Raw genomic sequence first — 16,498 nt, 5'->3', positions numbered from 1 at the left:
TGGTTCGGGGGCGGGTTGGTTGACTCGGCGCCGGTGCCATGTAATAGCACCCCTATCGCACGGTTAACTCGGTGACTTTATAAGGTGGGGGCCTCATGTCACGTAATCAGGAACAGGACAGCTTCGCGCGTATTTTCGGCGCTCATCTTCTGGCGGATATTCCAGATGTCTCAAGTGGGGGGCATGTGCCCCGCCGGTTAATCCAGTTCTGGGACAAGGAACCGCCACAGGACGTGGCGCGAATGTTGTCGCTCAGCAAGGCCTGGGCGGACAAGCACCAGCTGGAATATGTCCTGTTCAGCGAGGCCGACGCGCGGGCCTATCTGGCGGACCGCCAGGTTGACGGCAAATCTCTTCTGCAACTGTTTGACCGCTGTTTTCACCCGGCCATGAAAGCGGACCTGTTCCGGCTTGTGTATCTCCATGAATATGGCGGCTATTACCTGGATGCCGACAACGGCGTCACCGATGACGCGCTGGCACTGTTTGGCCTTGACCGTGACGTCTTTTTTATCGATTTCAGGCAACGCCGGGTTCAGAACAACTTCATGGCCGTGGCGCCAGGTTCGCTCCTGATCAGTAAAGCCCTGTCGGCAGCGGCCCGCAATATTGAGGAAAATGCGAGTGAGGATGTCGGCATCGGCACGCTCACAGGCCCCTATGTTTTCACGGTAGAATTGGCAAAGCTGCTGCAGGATGGCGGGTATACCTGCTATCTGGTCGACTATCTGAAGAATGTGAAGATTGCGCCCGGACCGGAGGTGGTTCTGGGGCAAAATCTGGACTATAAGAAGTCGGACCAGAATTGGCAACGCGCTCAGGCTGGGCCCATTGCCGCACGGTTGAGGACCAAGTTGACGACCGAAAAGCCAACCATTCCGGACTTTCGGGAACTATGTCGGATTTCGCTCAAGTTTGGCATTGAACTTGAGGCACTTGAAGATATTGCAGCAGCAAACTGGGCAGAGTGGCGACACCATTCGGTCTGTATTGAATTGCGTAGTCGGGTGCTGATACGGCTTCAGCGTTTTGACAAGGCACGGGAAATTCTCACCGACGCATATGATCGATATATACGGCCGGCGTCGTTGCTGAAAATGCTGTCTGGCATCAGCATGAAGCCGGAACGCCTGGAATTTGCTGAAACACTGGCATGGCAGGCAGTTGAAAAAGCACCGGCTGATCCTGATGCCCTGGCGCAGCTGGCCGCCGTTTTCAGGGCGGGTCGTAAATTGGGGGAGGCCAAAGCTGTCGTGGCGTTGGCGCGCGAGCGGTTCAGCCAAAACGCACGCCTTCGGAAGCTGGCTGAAGCGCTTGAAGAAGCGGATAGTCTTGCTGACGAGATCGCGGCCATGACCAAACTTCTTGCGGCCCCGGAAACAACGGGGAAGGCCCGATTCCGGTCAATCGCTAAAACCTGCTTGTATTATGGCCTGCACCTTGAGGCCGTCGAGCAGTTGGCTGATGCCTGGTGGCCTTTCTGGCGCGATACTCCGATGTGTGTCTGGTTGCGTGCGCGCATTCTTGAAAAGCTGGGCCGCGTTGATGATGCCCGCACGCTGCTTGAGGAAGCCTATGAGAAAAAGCTTCGGGCACCGAATATATTGATTATGCTGGCCCAGTTGGCGCTTGACGCGGGCGAGGCCGGGTTTGCGGATCAACTTGCTGGCATGGCAATTGCCAAGGCGTCGGGCAGGGTTGACGCGAGGGTGTTGCGGGTCAAAGCGTTGGCAGCACTTGGGGATACTGCGGGGGTGGATGCAGTTCGGGGCTATCTGCAGGAACAGCATGCCGGTCATCCGCTGGTGATCGAACTTGAGCGGACCATGGGAAAATACGGATGAGTGCATGATAGATCATATAACTCTGCGGGATACCGCGCGCGATTCTGTCCTGTCGAAAGAACTTGGCTACGGGTATGTGCCCATCAGCAAGGCGGCGAACACCAACGTCAAGCGGTTCCTGTGGCAGGTAGAGCACGAGCTGGGGCATTGCCGCCCGGTGGGTGAGCAGTATTTTTCCGTCCATAATTATGGTTGGCGCTTCGGCAGGCCGGATGCGCGTACGCCGTGGCGGGGTTTCAGAAAATCCGCGATAGAAGAATTTTATGCCGCGCTGGTGGGCCGCCGCATGCTCACGGTTGTGCGCAATCCCTATATCCGCTTGCTTTCGGGATACCTGGAAAAGATTGTCGCCAAGGTGGACGTTGAGCCGAACATACCGGCCAAGTTCCAGTTGCCGCGCCGCCCCGACAATTTTGCTGATTTTGTCTATATGGTGTGTGACCGCCCAAGCGCGCGAACGGACATTCATTTCAGAAGCCAGACCTATGCCAGCCTGTTCGATTTCATCGCCTATGATGCGGTAGGGCACGTTGAGACGCTGGCCGCGGGCCTGGCGGATTTTTCAGTAGCCGCGCTGGGCCGGGATTTTAGTCATCTGCTGTCAGCCAAGGCCGATCATGCCATGAAGGCACGGCAAAAGCTGAAGGACCATTACACGCCAGACGTCGCGCGGGCGATCTATGCCCGCTTTCGTGATGATTTCCTCAATTTTGGGTATGATTATGACCTGGAGGCGGTTACGCCGGTCAGGCCGGTTGCGCGCTCTGGCGCGCTGAGTAGCTATCTTGAAGACGCAGCACACATGTGTGCGCCGACGCTGCGCGAAGACAACCCGGCGCCATCAGCGCGGGCAATCGCGGCGTCAGAGACACTGCTGGCGCGGCTTGAGGCCGGCCAGGGGATCAGTGATCTCGACAAAAGCCTGGCGCCTTACGCGCGCAAACTTATCCAGAAATAATTGTCGGAAAGAAGACCGTCAGGAGCGGAACAGTCCGGCTGCACGGTCAGCCATGTTGGCGACGGCAAGAAGGCCGGCGAGTACGCTGCCGCATGCCAGCAGCATCAGGGTTGCGCCCAGCTCACCATTCTGGTGGCAGGATTTGATCCGGTTGATAAAGGTCCACTTCACCAGCGGGCTCTGTTTCTTCGCGCACGCGAATACATCCGTATCACTGGTACGATCAAAATCGGCGGGGCTCTGAGCTCTTAAGAAAAGCTCCATTGGAAAAATCTCCTGTAAGGATTACTGAAACACGCGTTGGGGCATCCCATCAGAGATGAGAAAGTTTCAAATCTAACTATTTTGATGGGGAGGTGTGAACGTATACACGCCTTTTTGTTGCCATAAACTACTATGTTTCGTGCGTTAGTGCTCCTGATATAGGGGTAATATGTTTAGAATTCAAATGATTTGTGTCGAAAGTTTCTCCTGGTGCACGGAATCAGCTACTGACTTGTTGCGCGGATATCACAGTCGGTGTCTTGACAATTCAGATTAAACGACATATCTAGAAATATAGTTTTAAGGAGTGTTGCATGAAGGATGAAACGGCCGCCAGTGTATTTGCCTCGCTTGGGAACCCGGCCCGGCTCGCTGTACTACGCTTGCTGGTTCGCGCCGGCACGGACGGTATGAATGTGGGCCAGCTGCAGAAGCATCTGGACATCCCGGCCTCGACGCTGGCGCATCATATCAGCCATCTGGTTCGTGCCGGCACAATCCGGCAGGAACGTCAGGGGCGTGAAGTGATCAATATCGCTGACTTTGAGACACTGGGTCAGGTCGCAACATTCCTGACTGCCGACTGTTGCGCCGGCGTGCCGCTCAGGTAGCGCTGGCAAGCGACGCTTGTGAATAACGGCTAACTGAACCCCTAAAAGGCTTCGGCTTTTTTTTGAGCTAATATAACCATAAATCTAGGTATATAATGATGACTGACACTGTAAAGACTGAACAATCCATATTCCGCCTGCCGAAGCCGGACAGGGTCCTGCTTTTGGTGTTGGCCATGTTCGCTGGCCTGGCAGTCTATGATGCTGCGCAGGCTGGTACCTCTCTCAAATTCGTGGGGGACGCGGTGCTGGGTGTGTTTCCCTTCCTGATGCTGTCGGTCATGATCGCGGCGTTTGCCAAGGCCTCGTCGCTGGACCGCATGATCGCCAAGGCTTTCACAGGCCATCTGCTGATCATGATCCCGAGCGCAGCCATCGTCGGCGCCTTTTCACCCTTCTGTTCCTGCGGCGTGATCCCGCTTGTGGCGGCGCTATTGGCCATGCGCGTGCCGCTGAGTGCCGTGATGGCTTTCTGGCTCGCATCCCCCATCATGGACCCGACCATGTTTGTCATGACCACCGGCACGCTCGGGTTTGAGTTTGCCGTCTATAAGTCGGTCGCGGCCGTTGGCATGGGCATGTTGGGCGGCTTCAGTGTCGCGGGGCTGCAGCGCCTTGGTGCATTCAGCGACCCACTTCGCCAGAATGTGAGTGGCGGCTGCGGAAGCCCGGATGTGTCCGGCACCCAGCCCATTGTCTGGGCCTTCTGGCAGGATGCAGGCCGCCGCACGGCCTTCCGGGGCGCAACGCTCTCGAACGCCTTTTTCCTAGGCAAGTGGCTGTTGTTCGCCTTCACGCTTGAAAGCCTGATGGTGGCCTATATGCCCGAAGGGCTGGTGATGTCTGCGCTGGGCGGCGAGGGCGCAGCGCCCATCTTCCTGGCCACCCTTATCGGCGTGCCTGCCTATCTGAACGGCTATGCGGCGCTGCCACTGGTGAGTGGCCTGATCGGCGAGGGCATGGAGCCGGCGGCCGGTATGGCCTTCCTGCTGGCGGGCGGAGTGACGTCCATCCCGGCGTCGATTGCGGTCTTCGCACTCGCGCGCCTGCCCGTGTTCCTGGCCTATCTGGCGCTTGCGCTTGCTGGCACACTCATATTCAGCTTTGCTTTTCAACTGGTGAAGTAAGGAGGCTTGCCATGACCCACACCCCTTCCTTTCTGTTTATCATGGACCCGGCTGAGACCCTGAACCTCGAGACCGAAACGTCGCTTCTTTTGATGGACGAGCTGATCACGCGCGGCGTGGCAGTCTATTGGGCGGAAGTGGACGACCTGATCCTGCGGCAAAACACATTATTGGTGCAGGCGCGCAGGGTAGAGGCCGCCATGCCACTCACCCTGTCGACCCAGGCTGAAAAGCCTGCGGCAGCTTTCAGCGCTATCGTACCACGCACGGACCCACCGGTGAATGAGGCCTTTTTGCATCTGACCTACCTGTTGGATTTTGCACCCGGGCATGTGCATCAGTTCAACCGGGTCACGGCGCTGAGGGACATGAACGAGAAGCTCTTGCCGCTGGTGTGGCCGGACCTGGTGCCGCCAACCCTGACAACAATGAATACAGCGGCCATAGAGGCCTTTGTGGAAGAGCAGAGTACCGTGGTGTTGAAGCCGCTGGGGGATTGTTCCGGCCGTGGGATCGTGCGCGTCGGCACATCCGACGACGGGTGGCAGGAAGCTGTACGGGCGTTTGTGGGGCACGGTGCAGCAGCACGCACAATCCAGGCCCAGGCTTTCCTGCCAGATGTGGCGGCGGGCGACAAACGGGTGTTTCTGTTAAACGGCGAACCCATCGGCGCTGTCAACCGCGTGCCGCGCGAAGGGGCCTACCTCGCCAACATTCACCAGGGTGCGCGGGTTGAGGCAACGGAGCTGTCCGCGCACGAGCGTGAAGCGGTGGCGCGCATCGCCCCGCTTCTGCGCCGGCGCGGCCTGATGCTGGTAGGTGCGGATTTCATCGGCGGCTATCTGACGGAGCTCAATATCACCAGCCCGTCTGCCGTTCGGCAGATCAATGCCGTGATGGGGGCCCGGCTTGAGCGCCAGATTGTGGATGCCATGTTGGCCGCCGTGTCGGACACAGACCCCCAAGGTGTGCCCGACACGTGCCCGGTCCTATGCTGCGCGTAAGGCGTCGCTTGAGAGGCGCTCGAACCCGAAATGCTGAACGCTCGGGCGTCCCTCGAACTGGGCGGCGATGGCATGGCTGTGCCAGTCCTTGCTGCCACTGCTGCTGATCACCACGCGGGCGCGGCTGCCGCTTTTCTCAGTCTCAATCACAGACGGTAGAATGTCGTGTTCGCGCATATAGGTAAGTACCGCGGTAAGATCGCTTGCGCATTCTTCGGTAACAAACGTGTAGCGTACGAACTGGTTCTGGCCTTGTGCCATGACATTTTTCCTCTGTCTGAATTGGTCAAAAAAATCGGCCGCAGAAACCGTGCGACCGAGACAGACTATAGCCCATGTGCCGCGCGTCATCTTCCCTAATGGTTGATAGATGAGCCAATATATGGGACGTTGTCCCGAATATTCATAATTTTCGGGACGATAAAAATGGAATTTGACAGTATCGACCTTAAGTTGCTGGCTGAACTGCAGCGGGATTGCACACCATCGCTGGCGGAATTGGCGGAGAAGGTCGGGTCTTCAAAGTCGGTGTGCGGGCGGCGCATTCAGCAGCTGGTGGATGCGGGCGTGATCCGGGGCCGCGCGGCGGTGCTGGATCAGGAGAAAGTAGGCCTGGGGATCACCGTTTTTGCCCACGTGAAAATGAAAAAGCACGATAGCCAGTCGCTGGAGAATTTCGCTGACTTCATGTTCCGGTACCCGCAGGTGCTGGAGTGTCACACCATGATGGGAGATTTTGATTTTCTCTTGAAAATCATCGTGCCGTCGGTGGCCGACTATAAAGATTTTTTCTGGGAAAGCCTGTCGAAGGCGCAGGGTGTGCAGGAAGTGAATTCCAGCATTTGCCTGGTGTCCAGTTGTGTGACCACCGAATTGCCGCTGTCGTACCTGTCAGGTGAGTTGGGCCTGTCGGGTGAATTGGGCGGGCAGCCCCGGGCTTAGGGGCCTGCGGAACAGGAGGGGCTGCCCGGCCGGCATGAGGGGAGCTTAACGGACCTCGATGCCGGTTTGATCTTCAATGGCGGCCATCAGGGCCCAGCCGCCGAACGCTTCTGTCACGGCAAACACCACATCATTGTCGCCTTCCTCAAGCGGCAGGAACACGCTGTCAAACAGCCCGATGGTGCCCAGATAGCGATAGTCCCGCGTCTGGTAGGTGTCGTTGCCGTGGGCGAGCGCGTGTCCGTTCAGGAACACGGTCACCCGGTCGCTGAACCCGTATTTCAGGCGAATGGTTTTGGCTTCCTCCGCCGTGATGGTCAACTTGGCAAGCAGCGTGTTCACATCCCGTGTGCGCGCACTGATACGCCCAAGGTTCGCGGCTCCGGTTTCACCAACCGCGAGCGTCTGCCATGTCTGTCCCTCCAGCAGGGCCTTATCCAGCCAGGGCTGGGCTTCTACCTTGTCTGCCGCCACTGGTGTGGTGCCAACGTGGAAGCTTTTGATCAATCCAGCTGGCAACTCGGGAACGGGTGCAGGGGTACCGGCCAGTGTGACGCTGTCGTCTTTTGTGACCCGCATGTTGCTATAGTAGAAATCTGCCGCAAAACCGTTGAGATTGACGCCGCCTGGCGCACTGCCCTGCACCAGATTATCCACATGCAGTACGGGCTCGTCACTATCGATATAGACATCCATCTTGTTGCCCTTGACCACTAGTCGCACTTTGGTCCAGCGGTCGGTGGCATAGCGTGTTGGTGCGCTGTAGCGGGCCCCGTGGAAAATCTGCCAGGCGGAATTACCGTTGAAAATCGGCTGATATTGGTTGGCGTCCGGCATGCCGGAAAGGTGTCCGCGCAGATAGAAATTTTCGCTCATGCCATCGTCGCGGGTGCGGAAGTTCACACCAGCAAAGCCGCGCGTACCGGGCATGGCGATGTCGAATTCAATGATGCCGTCCCCGAACGTTATCTCCTGGAGGGTGAGGGTGCCCCGGTTCACCTTCACGGCCTGTCGGCCCATATGGGTGACGATGCTGGCGCCTTGATCGGACAGGGTCCAGGTCTGACCATTTGCTGTATAGTCTTCTGCCATGGTGGCGGACGTGAGCGCGCACACAGCCATGAGTGTCTTCAGGAATTTCATTCATTCCTCCTTTTTCAAAATATGTCCTCGACAGTCGTTCACCCTGAAGCCTACCGACGGCGCATTGCTTAAGGCACTTTAAGAAAACCTTAAATCTGGCCGCCAACTGGCTTTGCGCTCGGTTTCTGCTGGCAGGACCGGTGCAGCAGCGGCTAAACTGCGGGAAAAGAAAAAGGTGACAGAAAAGATGACAGCGCAGCATTCGATCGGGCCGGTCAGGTTCGACTCAAGCACAAAGGCCCTTCACGGCCCTGGCGGCGAAGTGAAGCTGGAAGACAAGGTGGCCGAGCTGCTGGATTTCTTGTGTCGCCGCACGGGGGATGTTGTATCGCGTGAAGAAATACTTGAGACCATATGGGCCGGACGCAGCCTGAGTGAACAGACCGTTCCTGTCGCCATCAGCAAGCTTAGGAAAGCGCTGAGGGATGCCGGTGCCGAAGACACGGTACTGCAGACTGTCCCGAAACGGGGCTACAGAATGGTTGGCAAGGCTTCGAGGCCTGAAAGCGTGTCTACAAGAAAATCCGCCTGGTCAGGCGTGCGAACGTGGTTCATTGTCGCTCTTCCCATCATGGTCATCTTGATCTCGTCCTTTTGGCCCAAGGGTACGCCGTTGGTGCCGCCCGCTGATGCTGCCAAGCCCGGCATTATCCTGACGGTGCAGGACATCCGTACGGAATCGGAGGCCCAGGAAGACCGGGCGCGGGTGATCGCGCTTTCTGAACTGGCGTCTTATTTCCTGTCGCAATCACCTGAAGTACTGGTGATCCGCCATTGGTGGAATGTGGATGCGCCAGACCCCACGGGCGGTATCTTTACGCGCTACGGCGCCGAGACACCTGTTTATCTGCTGAAGGGCACGCTGATCAATGACGGCGAAAGCCGGGTGGTGACGCTGTTTCTGAGTAACCCGAAAACCGACGAGGTCCTGTGGTCAGGTGTCTATGACGTGGCGGACGGTAGCGGGGCCCTCTTTTCCAGCCTTGGCGACATGTTTGGCCGTGTCGGTGTGGCTGCCTTGGATGATGTGGCGCCGGTGGCAGAGGAAGATGACCGCTATTGGGTCGGGCGCTATCTGGCGCATCTGTCAACCGAAGGAGCGGCGAACAGCGCCGCACGAAAATGGCGGGAAATGATTGAAGCCGAGCCCGACAATGTCGTGGTTCGGCAGGCTCTTTCGGCGCTGTCTGCGCGCTGGACTTCGGTGGAAGGCGTGGCTGGGCCAATACCTGAGGCAAGTGATGTGTCCGCAGACTATCTCTTGCAGGTGGACCGGGCTGTGATTGCCCTTTACCAGGACCGTGACGCTGAAGCCGCGCTGGCGATCCTGGAGGATATTCTGGCGCGCGCGCCCGGGGATCATTATGCCCTGTCGCTCAAGGCCGAGGCGCTGGCGGCGGGGGGCGACACAAAGGCCGCCCTGGAGGCCTACCGCAAAGCCCTGAGGCTGGCGCCATTCGCGAAGGCCTATGCCAACCGGATCATCGCGCTCCAGGGCGGGACTGCAGGAGCCGATTAGGCTTTCTTCTTCTTGCCCAGGATGAAGTTGAAATCCCGGCGGTAGAAACGGAAGAACAAGAGGACAATGCCCGAGATCGAGAACAACAGCGCTGACAGCGCCGTGATCATCAGAAGCGGATTGTTGAAGTCCTCGCGCTCGTCATAATCCATGATGTGCAGCATCCAGAAAAAGTCAAACAGCCGCCAGCGGTCCGTCCGCCGCCCAACCACACGACCCTCGGTGGGCGAGACATAGATGTTGGTGTTCTCCTCGTCGGCGAAGGTGATCTGCCACACCGGCAGCGGCCCACGATAATCGATCACATGCCGGTCCAGCAGTGTGACTGACGCCATCTCTGCCTCGGGCATGAAATCGGCATCAGCAATGCGGCGCGCCCAATCTTCCGAAAGCGGCGACAGCGGCGTGCCTGTTACGGCATCACGAAGCTCGCGGCTGCCGTCTTTCAATGTCAAAAGGGCCACGGGCGTGCCCAGCATGTCCCGGTAGGTAAGCTGGGTGACCGGCCCGGTGGCTTTTGCCGCCAGGGCAGGGGCTGTCATCAGTGCGTCGGTCGCGACCGGCAGGGCCATGGGTTCCTGTTCGGCTGCATTGTGCCGTCCGCGTATTTCATTCAGCGGTATCCAGGACATCACCACGCCGCCCGCTGTCCAGGCGATCAGCTGGAGCCCCAGTACCAGCGCCACCCATTTGTGGGTCTGTGCGAAAAACTTATGCCACTTCTGTTTGGTCATTTTCTTACCCTGAGCCTTCTGGCTTCCTGTTGTTATTTGTCGGCCCAATGTACCAGCGTGATCTGCCAGGCGCCGTCAGTTTTCTTCATCACCAGCATCTCGCGAGAGGCGAAATCGTAGTCCTTGCCCTTGTAGGTACCTTTCATGGTGGAGAAGGTCACCACCCATGCAAGATCACCGTCGGTGGTGGCCTTGCGGTCCAGCACCGTGCGGGTCATGTGCGGAATGAAAGTCATGTCTGACTTCATGTGGCCGCCCATATAGTCGGCGCGGCTTGTTTGCGCGTGGCCGCCCTCGAGGATCATTACCTCAGGCGCCAGCAGCCTCTCAACCGCCGCTTCGTCTGCCGTTTCAATGGCCTTGTGGAAGGCGTCGGCCACCTCTTCAGGGCTTGTCTGTGCCTTGGCGGGCAGGGCGATCATCAGGGCAAGGCCCATCATGCCAACAAGTGTGTGTTTCATGGTATTCATATCTATTCCTCCCTTTTCCCGTGTTTGCGCTGTTCTAACAGAAAGAAAGCCGCCGGGATAACGATAAGTGTCAACATCAAGGCTGTGACCATGCCGCCCACCATGGGGGCAGCGATACGCCGCATCACCTCAGACCCGGTTCCTGTGCCGTACATGATGGGCACCAGGCCGACGATCACCGTGATGGTGGTCATCATGATGGGCCTCAGGCGTTTGAGCGCGCCTTCGATGATCACGCTCGTGAGGTTAGTGTCAGGTTTCGGGTGAGCATCGTTTTCCTCAATGGCCTTATGCAGGAACACCAGCATCACCACAGCGGTCTCGACCGCCACGCCCGCCAGCGCAATCAGCCCCACGGCCACTGCGATCGACAGATCATAGCCCAGCATATGCATGAACCAGAAGCTGCCGGTCAGTGCGAGCGGCAGGCTGACCAGCACCAGCGCCACATCCGTCAGGCGCTTGAACAGCAGGAACAGGATGATGATGATCAGCGCCAGCGTCACCGGCACGATCATCTTCAGGCGTTCCTTGGCGCGCTCCATATATTCGAACTGGCCGGACCAGCCGAGGGTATAGCCAGCTGGCAGCTTGCCTTCGCGCTCAAGCGCTGCTTGTGCGCGCGGCACATAGGTGCCCACATCCACGCCTTCAATGTCCACGAACACCCAGCCGCCGGGGCGGGCATTTTCACTGCGGATCATGCCGGGCCCGTCGGTGATGCGGATATCCGCCAGCACCTTCAGTGGCACCTGGGCGCCGGTGGGGGTGACCACAGGCAGGGCCTTGAGGGCCTCAGGACTGTCGCGCACATCGCGCGGGAAGCGGAGGTTGATGGGGTAGCGCTCAAGCCCCTCCACTGTCTGGCCCACATTGGCGCCACCGATGGCGGACCGGACCACATCCTGCACGGCGGCGACCGTCATGCCGTAACGGGCCGCGTCCGCGCGCTTGACGTCCACCTCAACATAACGGCCGCCCACGACACGTTCGGCGTAGACCGAGGCCGTGCCCGGCACGTCCTTCAGGATGCGCTCGATATCGGTACCGATGGTGGAGATGGTCTCAAGGTCGGGGCCCTGGATCTTGATGCCGATGGGCGTCTTGATGCCCGTGGCCAGCATGTCGATCCGGCCCTTGATGGGCATGACCCAGGCGTTTGTCAGCCCCGGAACCTGCACCACGGAGTTCAGTTCCGCCTTGATCAGGTCAATGGTCATGCCTTCGCGCCACTCTTCCCGCGGCTTCAGCTGCACGGTGGTTTCAATCATCGTAAGTGGCGCGGGGTCGGTGGCTGTGAGCGCGCGGCCTGCCTTGCCGTAGGCGGTTTTTACCTCAGGCACCGTCATGATCATCTTGTTGGTCTGTTGCACCAGCTCGCGCGCCTTGCCAACCGACACGCCGGGGAAGGCGGACGGCATATAAAGGAAATCGCCTTCATTCAGGTCCGGCATGAACTCGCTGCCGAGCTTCGTGAGCGGCAGGATGCCGGAAATGGTGATCGCCAGCGCCGCCAGAATCGCCACCTTCGGGAACTTCAGCGCCCCCTTCAGCACTGGGCGGTACGCTGCGGCGAGCCAACGGTTCAAGGGGTTCTTGTGCTCAGGCGTGATCTTGCCGCGGATCAGATAGCCCATCAGCACCGGCACCAGCGTGACCGACAGGATCGCCGCCGCCGCCATGGAATAGGTCTTGGTGAAGGCCAGCGGGCCAAACAGGCGCCCTTCCTGGGCCTCAAGCGCGAACACCGGCACGAAGCTGACGGTAATGATCAAAAGCGAGAAAAAGAGCGCCGGGCCCATTTCCACACAGACTTCCGTGACAATGCGCCAGCGGTTCTCGTCCGTAAGCTCCTCATCCTCAACGCGTCGGTGCAGGCCTTCGATCATCACAATGGCCGCATCCACCATGGCGCCTATCGCGATGGCGATGCCGCCCAGTGACATGATGTTGGCGTTGATGCCCTGGGCCTTCATCACGATGAAAGCCATCAGGATGCCAAGCGGCAGGGACAAGAGGATCACAAGCGATGAGCGGAAGTGCAGAAGGAAGACGGCGCAGGTCAGGATCACCACGATCATCTCTTCGGTCAGCTTGCCCTTGAGGTTTTCGACCGCGCGTTCAATCAGGCCGGACCGGTCATAGGTCGTCACAACCTCAACACCTTCAGGCAGACCTGCCTGCAAGGACGCCAGCTTTTCCTTCACGGCATGAATGGTGTCATAGGCATTTTCGCCCGAGCGGATGATAACCACGCCGCCCACGGCCTCGCCTTCACCGTTCAGTTCCCCGACCGCGCGGCGCATCTGTGGCCCGATCGAGATGGTCGCGACATCGGCGAGCATCACCGGCGTGCCGCTTTCAAGCCGCCCGACGGGGATGGCCTTCAGGTCGTCGACGGATGAGACATAGCCCTTGGCGCGGATCATATATTCGGCTTCGGCAAGTTCGATCACCGAACCGCCCACCTCGCCGTTGCCCATCTGGATGGCGTTACGCACTTCCGCGAGCGTCAGACCAAAGGTGCGCAATTTGAGCGGGTCCAGCACCACCTGATACTGGCGTACCATACCGCCGATGGTGGCCACTTCCGCCACACCGGACACGCTCTGCAGTTCGAATTTCAGGAACCAGTTCTGCAGGCTGGTGAGGTCCGCCAGGTCATGCTTGCCGCTGCGGTCGATCAGCGCGTACTGGTATATCCAGCCCACGCCCGTGGCGTCAGGCCCCAGTTCCGGGCGCACGCCGTCCGGCAGTTGGCCAGCCACCTGATTGAGGTACTCCAGCACGCGTGACCGCGCCCAATAGAGGTCTGTGCCGTCCTCGAACAACACATAGACGTAGCTGTCGCCAAAGAAGGAGAAGCCGCGCACGGTGGTGGCCTTCGGTACCGCCATCAGGGCTGTGGTCAGCGGGTAGGTGACCTGGTCTTCCACCACCTTCGGGGCCTGCCCGGGGAACTGGGTTTTGACGATCACCTGCACGTCCGACAGGTCTGGGATGGCGTCAAGCGGCGTCTGCTTGAGCGTGACAACGCCCCAGGCAAGCGCGATGAGCGCCAGAAGCACCACCAGCACGCGGTGCTGGATAGAGGCGCGGATCAGGGCTGTAATCATCAATGACCTCCCATCACATGGATGGTGGTGACGACATAGCGTCCCTCAGGTGTTTTGGTGACCTCAAAATGAATTTCCTGGCCTTCTTCAAGGCCGTCCATGTCCACATCGTCGGCGACCGGGAAATTCATGGTCATGCCCATCATGCCGAAGGCGTCGATCGGGCCATGGCTGATGTTCAGTGTCCGGTCGTCCAGCATCACTTCATTGATGGTGCCGGATGTGAAGCCGGACTGGGCTTCCGGTTCTTCCATATCCATATCGCCCATATCCATGCTGTCTTCGGCTTCTGCCTGGGCGGCCATGCGCATGCTGGCGCCCTGGAAGCTGCTTTCCGCATCCAGCATGAACTGTCCGGCGGTGACAACGCGTTCTCCAGCACGCAGGCCAGATAGCACCTGCACGCGGTTGCCAACGGTTTCCCCCACGGTCACTTCCGCGGGGCGGAACTTGCCGTCGCCCTCATCCAGCATCACATGGTTGCTGCTCCCCAGTTGGATCAGCGCTGTGGCGGGCACCACAAGGGCATCCTCGATCATCGGGCGGCCAATGCGCGTGCGCATATACATGCCGGGGCGCAGCCGCCCGTCAGCATTATCCAGCAGGATACGCACCGGGTTGGTCCGGGTGACCTTATTCAGGTCCGGATAGATATGGTCGACTGTGCTTTCAAACAGCGTGTCGCCTGTGGCGTCCGATGTGGCAGTGGCCTTGGCACCGATGTGCACTTCTGTCATGTCGGCTTCGAACACGTCGGCGATCAGCCAGACTGTGTCGAGGTTGGTGACCTGCATCGCTGGCTTGCCCGCGGTGATGCGCGCTGCGTCGCTGATATTGAGCATGGTGATGGTGCCGTCCATCGGCGCGCGCACGGTGATGGTTTGAAGCGGTTTGCTGCGGCCTTCAAGCGTGCTGATCTGCGCGTCCGTAAGGCCAAGGCCCACCAGGCGTTCGCGCGCAGAGGCCACAAGGGCGGCACGCCCGGAAGCCCGGGCCTGCAGATATTCGCTTTGCGCGGTGACCAGCTCGGGCGAATAGACGTCAAATAGCGCGTCGCCCTTTTTCACCCGCTCACCTTCGGCGCGGACATGCAGCTTTTCAACCCAGCCGTCTGCCCGCACATGGACGTGCGCGGTGGCTTTTTCGTCGTAAGTGATCTTGCCCACAGTATCGATCACCGGCATCAGCATGGTGCGTTCCACCGCAGTGGTTTTCACACCGATGTTATTGACGATGCGTGGGTCGATTTCAGCACCGGCATAACCCTTGGTGCCACCAGAGCCTTCCTCATACACGGGGACAAGATCCATCCCCATGGGCGACTTGCCGGGGCCGTCCCGCCTGTAGGACGGGTCCATCGGGGCAACCCAATAAAGAGGCTTCTTTTCAGTGCCGGTGTCACTGCCGCCGGTGGTCATTGCGCCATCCGCCAGCATATATCCGCCGGCGAGGCCAAGGGCTGCGGTTGCAGCAGCAATCAAAACGGTCTTGTTCATTGGTCGTCTCCGGTCAGGAAAGTGAGGCCCGCGTGGGCGATGCCCAAATCACGGTGCAGCATGGCAAGGCGAAGGCGGCTGTCCACCAGCGCGATTTCAGCGCGGATCAATTCGGAAAAGTCTACATCACCGGCGCCGTAGGCGTTGCGGGTGGCGGTCACGACGCTGTCGGCCTGCGGCAGGATAGCGGTCTCAAACCGGTCGATACGGCCTTCAAGGTGGCGAATGTCGGCGATCAGGCTGCGCGCCTCGCGCTCAAGGTTCAGCTTCAGGGCTTCTTTCGATAGCGACTGGCTTTGTTTTTCCGCCTTGGCGGCCCTTAGGGCCGGGTCCTGGCGGCTGCTTGTCCAGAATGGCAGGTCGAAGGTGACCATGGCTGAGGCGAAATCGGACCGGCCGCCATAGCGTTGGCCGTAGCCCACTTCAACGCCCCAGGCCGGCTTGTAGGCTTCATGAGCCAGCGCCACCTTGTTGCCAGCAACCTTCTCGCGGGCGGTCGCTGCCTGCAACAGCGGATGGGCATCAAGCGCTGTGTCCAGCCCTGCTGCGGCTTCGGCTGCGGTTGCAAGTACCGGTGTGTCCGCAGGGGGGCGCAAGGCTTCAGCGCGGCCAATATAGCGCGCCAGCATCTCAACCGCCTGGGCATGGGCCTGCAGGGTTGATGCAACGCGGTCTTCCACCAGCGCGGCCTCAAGTTCCGTACGGTAAATCTTCTGGATCGCGGCCTTGCCGGCAGCGGCAAAATTGCCTTCCTGCGCAGCCCTCAGCTCACCCAGAAGGGCTGAAAGGCCCTGCAGTTCCTCTTGCGCCACATGGCTGTAGCGGGCCTTGTGCCAGGCGATGGTGACGTCGCGGATGATGGCGCGGGTGCGCTCAAGGGCGAAGGCGCTGTTTTCATCGGCCATAAACATGCGCTGTTCAGCTTGAAGGCTGCGGGTGTCGCCGCGCGGGAACATTTGCCGGACACCCAGGTGAAGCTGGGTCATGGGCTCGCGGTTCAGGTCGAAATCATCCACCGGCAGGTTGCGCACGCTGACACTGGCGGACGGGTCCGGCAGGGCGCCTGCGGCAGTGGCGGCTTCCAGATTGGCGCTCTTGCGCGTCAGGAAGCTTTCGACCGACGGGTCGGGTGTCGCTGTGGCAATCCGGATGGCTTCCTCAAGACTGAGGGGGCTCTGGTCCGCACTGGCCATCGTGCTGGCTGCACAAAGGCCGATGATTAGGGAAAATTTCTTCAACATTTTTATCACCTGATAGGTGGGCCGCACCT

The 16,498-nt window shown here is 59.4% G+C and carries 15 protein-coding genes; 7 read left to right on the top strand and 8 right to left on the bottom strand.

Translation table 11 applies throughout. The features are described from left to right. Positions 1 to 95 precede the first annotated feature (95 nt). Positions 96 to 1,844 carry a glycosyltransferase gene (locus tag KORLAC_RS15365; RefSeq protein WP_068308070.1) on the top strand — a complete coding sequence of 583 codons (1,749 nt, stop codon included), beginning with the start codon at positions 96 to 98 and terminating at the stop codon, positions 1,842 to 1,844. A 4-nt stretch (positions 1,845 to 1,848) separates the two neighbouring features. Next, complete coding sequence (locus tag KORLAC_RS15360) at positions 1,849 to 2,802, top strand: sulfotransferase family 2 domain-containing protein (protein ID WP_068308067.1); 954 nt, start codon at positions 1,849 to 1,851, stop codon at positions 2,800 to 2,802. An 18-nt stretch (positions 2,803 to 2,820) separates the two neighbouring features. Here the strand turns inward: KORLAC_RS15360 and KORLAC_RS15355 are convergent, their stop codons facing one another. Further along, positions 2,821 to 3,066 (bottom strand): hypothetical protein, encoded by a 246-nt coding sequence (locus tag KORLAC_RS15355; RefSeq protein WP_068308063.1) that lies wholly within the window; start codon positions 3,064 to 3,066, stop codon positions 2,821 to 2,823. Between the two features lie 314 nt (positions 3,067 to 3,380). Here KORLAC_RS15355 and KORLAC_RS15350 point away from each other — a divergent pair, with 314 nt between their 5' ends. From KORLAC_RS15350 to KORLAC_RS15340, 3 genes are all read left to right on the top strand, one after another. Then, the gene (locus tag KORLAC_RS15350; protein ID WP_068308060.1) at positions 3,381 to 3,677 is read left to right on the top strand and encodes an ArsR/SmtB family transcription factor; all 297 of its coding nucleotides are present in this window, start codon (positions 3,381 to 3,383) and stop codon (positions 3,675 to 3,677) included. A 98-nt stretch (positions 3,678 to 3,775) separates the two neighbouring features. Continuing rightward, positions 3,776 to 4,804: a permease gene (locus KORLAC_RS15345; RefSeq protein WP_068309335.1), complete on the top strand. Its 1,029-nt coding sequence runs from the start codon at positions 3,776 to 3,778 to the stop codon at positions 4,802 to 4,804. An 11-nt stretch (positions 4,805 to 4,815) separates the two neighbouring features. Further along, positions 4,816 to 5,808 (top strand): ATP-grasp domain-containing protein, encoded by a 993-nt coding sequence (locus tag KORLAC_RS15340; protein ID WP_068308057.1) that lies wholly within the window; start codon positions 4,816 to 4,818, stop codon positions 5,806 to 5,808. On the opposite strand, the gene KORLAC_RS15335 is transcribed toward KORLAC_RS15340, so the two are convergent. Further along, the gene (locus KORLAC_RS15335) at positions 5,794 to 6,069 is read right to left on the bottom strand and encodes a hypothetical protein (protein WP_068308054.1); all 276 of its coding nucleotides are present in this window, start codon (positions 6,067 to 6,069) and stop codon (positions 5,794 to 5,796) included. The two genes, KORLAC_RS15340 and KORLAC_RS15335, sit on opposite strands and share 15 nt — an antisense overlap. Positions 6,070 to 6,234: 165 nt before the next feature. Between KORLAC_RS15335 and KORLAC_RS15330 the strand changes: the two genes are divergently transcribed. Continuing rightward, positions 6,235 to 6,750, top strand: coding sequence for an Lrp/AsnC family transcriptional regulator (locus tag KORLAC_RS15330; RefSeq protein ID WP_068308051.1), 516 nt, complete (start codon positions 6,235 to 6,237; stop codon positions 6,748 to 6,750). Between the two features lie 45 nt (positions 6,751 to 6,795). Here KORLAC_RS15330 and KORLAC_RS15325 read toward each other — a convergent pair whose 3' ends face one another. Continuing rightward, complete coding sequence (locus tag KORLAC_RS15325) at positions 6,796 to 7,893, bottom strand: 3-keto-alpha-glucoside-1,2-lyase-like domain-containing protein (protein ID WP_068308048.1); 1,098 nt, start codon at positions 7,891 to 7,893, stop codon at positions 6,796 to 6,798. 175 nt (positions 7,894 to 8,068) lie between these two features. On the opposite strand from KORLAC_RS15325, the gene KORLAC_RS15320 reads away from it, so the two are divergent. Further along, positions 8,069 to 9,412: a winged helix-turn-helix domain-containing protein gene (locus KORLAC_RS15320; protein WP_068308044.1), complete on the top strand. Its 1,344-nt coding sequence runs from the start codon at positions 8,069 to 8,071 to the stop codon at positions 9,410 to 9,412. On the opposite strand, the gene KORLAC_RS15315 is transcribed toward KORLAC_RS15320, so the two are convergent. From KORLAC_RS15315 to KORLAC_RS15295, 5 genes are read right to left on the bottom strand one after another with little or no spacing between them, the layout of a single operon-like run. After that, positions 9,409 to 10,146, bottom strand: a complete 738-nt coding sequence (locus KORLAC_RS15315; protein WP_068308041.1) for a PepSY domain-containing protein — start codon at positions 10,144 to 10,146, stop codon at positions 9,409 to 9,411. The genes KORLAC_RS15320 and KORLAC_RS15315 overlap by 4 nt on opposite strands. Before the next feature lie 32 nt (positions 10,147 to 10,178). Then, complete coding sequence (locus KORLAC_RS15310) at positions 10,179 to 10,616, bottom strand: YybH family protein (RefSeq protein WP_068308038.1); 438 nt, start codon at positions 10,614 to 10,616, stop codon at positions 10,179 to 10,181. A gap of 2 nt (positions 10,617 to 10,618) precedes the next feature. Then, a complete protein-coding gene (locus KORLAC_RS15305; protein ID WP_068308035.1) occupies positions 10,619 to 13,732 on the bottom strand; it encodes an efflux RND transporter permease subunit in 3,114 nt (1,037 codons plus the stop codon). Beyond that, complete coding sequence (locus tag KORLAC_RS15300; RefSeq protein WP_068308032.1) at positions 13,732 to 15,228, bottom strand: efflux RND transporter periplasmic adaptor subunit; 1,497 nt, start codon at positions 15,226 to 15,228, stop codon at positions 13,732 to 13,734. Before KORLAC_RS15300 ends, KORLAC_RS15305 begins: the two co-directional genes overlap by 1 nt. Continuing rightward, a complete protein-coding gene (locus KORLAC_RS15295; protein ID WP_160328649.1) occupies positions 15,225 to 16,469 on the bottom strand; it encodes a TolC family protein in 1,245 nt (414 codons plus the stop codon). The genes KORLAC_RS15300 and KORLAC_RS15295 overlap by 4 nt, the downstream gene beginning before the upstream one ends. Between the last annotated feature and the right edge of the window lie 29 nt (positions 16,470 to 16,498).

The organism is Kordiimonas lacus, assembly GCF_001550055.1.
Taxonomy (GTDB): Bacteria; Pseudomonadota; Alphaproteobacteria; order Sphingomonadales; family Kordiimonadaceae; genus Kordiimonas; species Kordiimonas lacus.
The sequence above is the reverse complement of the archived record's forward strand: the minus strand, read 5'-3'. Positions and strand labels throughout refer to the sequence as shown.

Excerpts from the sequence above, each read along its gene's own strand:
- KORLAC_RS15365 (WP_068308070.1), top strand. The coding sequence starts at position 96 with ATGTCACGTAATCAGGAACAGGACAGCTTCGCGCGTATTTTCGGCGCT.
- KORLAC_RS15360 (WP_068308067.1), top strand. The coding sequence starts at position 1,849 with ATGATAGATCATATAACTCTGCGGGATACCGCGCGCGATTCTGTCCTG.
- KORLAC_RS15355 (WP_068308063.1), bottom strand. The coding sequence starts at position 3,066 with ATGGAGCTTTTCTTAAGAGCTCAGAGCCCCGCCGATTTTGATCGTACC.
- KORLAC_RS15350 (WP_068308060.1), top strand. The coding sequence starts at position 3,381 with ATGAAGGATGAAACGGCCGCCAGTGTATTTGCCTCGCTTGGGAACCCG.
- KORLAC_RS15345 (WP_068309335.1), top strand. The coding sequence starts at position 3,776 with ATGACTGACACTGTAAAGACTGAACAATCCATATTCCGCCTGCCGAAG.
- KORLAC_RS15340 (WP_068308057.1), top strand. The coding sequence starts at position 4,816 with ATGACCCACACCCCTTCCTTTCTGTTTATCATGGACCCGGCTGAGACC.
- KORLAC_RS15335 (WP_068308054.1), bottom strand. The coding sequence starts at position 6,069 with ATGGCACAAGGCCAGAACCAGTTCGTACGCTACACGTTTGTTACCGAA.
- KORLAC_RS15330 (WP_068308051.1), top strand. The coding sequence starts at position 6,235 with ATGGAATTTGACAGTATCGACCTTAAGTTGCTGGCTGAACTGCAGCGG.
- KORLAC_RS15325 (WP_068308048.1), bottom strand. The coding sequence starts at position 7,893 with ATGAAATTCCTGAAGACACTCATGGCTGTGTGCGCGCTCACGTCCGCC.
- KORLAC_RS15315 (WP_068308041.1), bottom strand. The coding sequence starts at position 10,146 with ATGACCAAACAGAAGTGGCATAAGTTTTTCGCACAGACCCACAAATGG.
- KORLAC_RS15310 (WP_068308038.1), bottom strand. The coding sequence starts at position 10,616 with ATGAATACCATGAAACACACACTTGTTGGCATGATGGGCCTTGCCCTG.
- KORLAC_RS15305 (WP_068308035.1), bottom strand. The coding sequence starts at position 13,732 with ATGATTACAGCCCTGATCCGCGCCTCTATCCAGCACCGCGTGCTGGTG.
- KORLAC_RS15300 (WP_068308032.1), bottom strand. The coding sequence starts at position 15,228 with ATGAACAAGACCGTTTTGATTGCTGCTGCAACCGCAGCCCTTGGCCTC.
- KORLAC_RS15295 (WP_160328649.1), bottom strand. The coding sequence starts at position 16,469 with ATGTTGAAGAAATTTTCCCTAATCATCGGCCTTTGTGCAGCCAGCACG.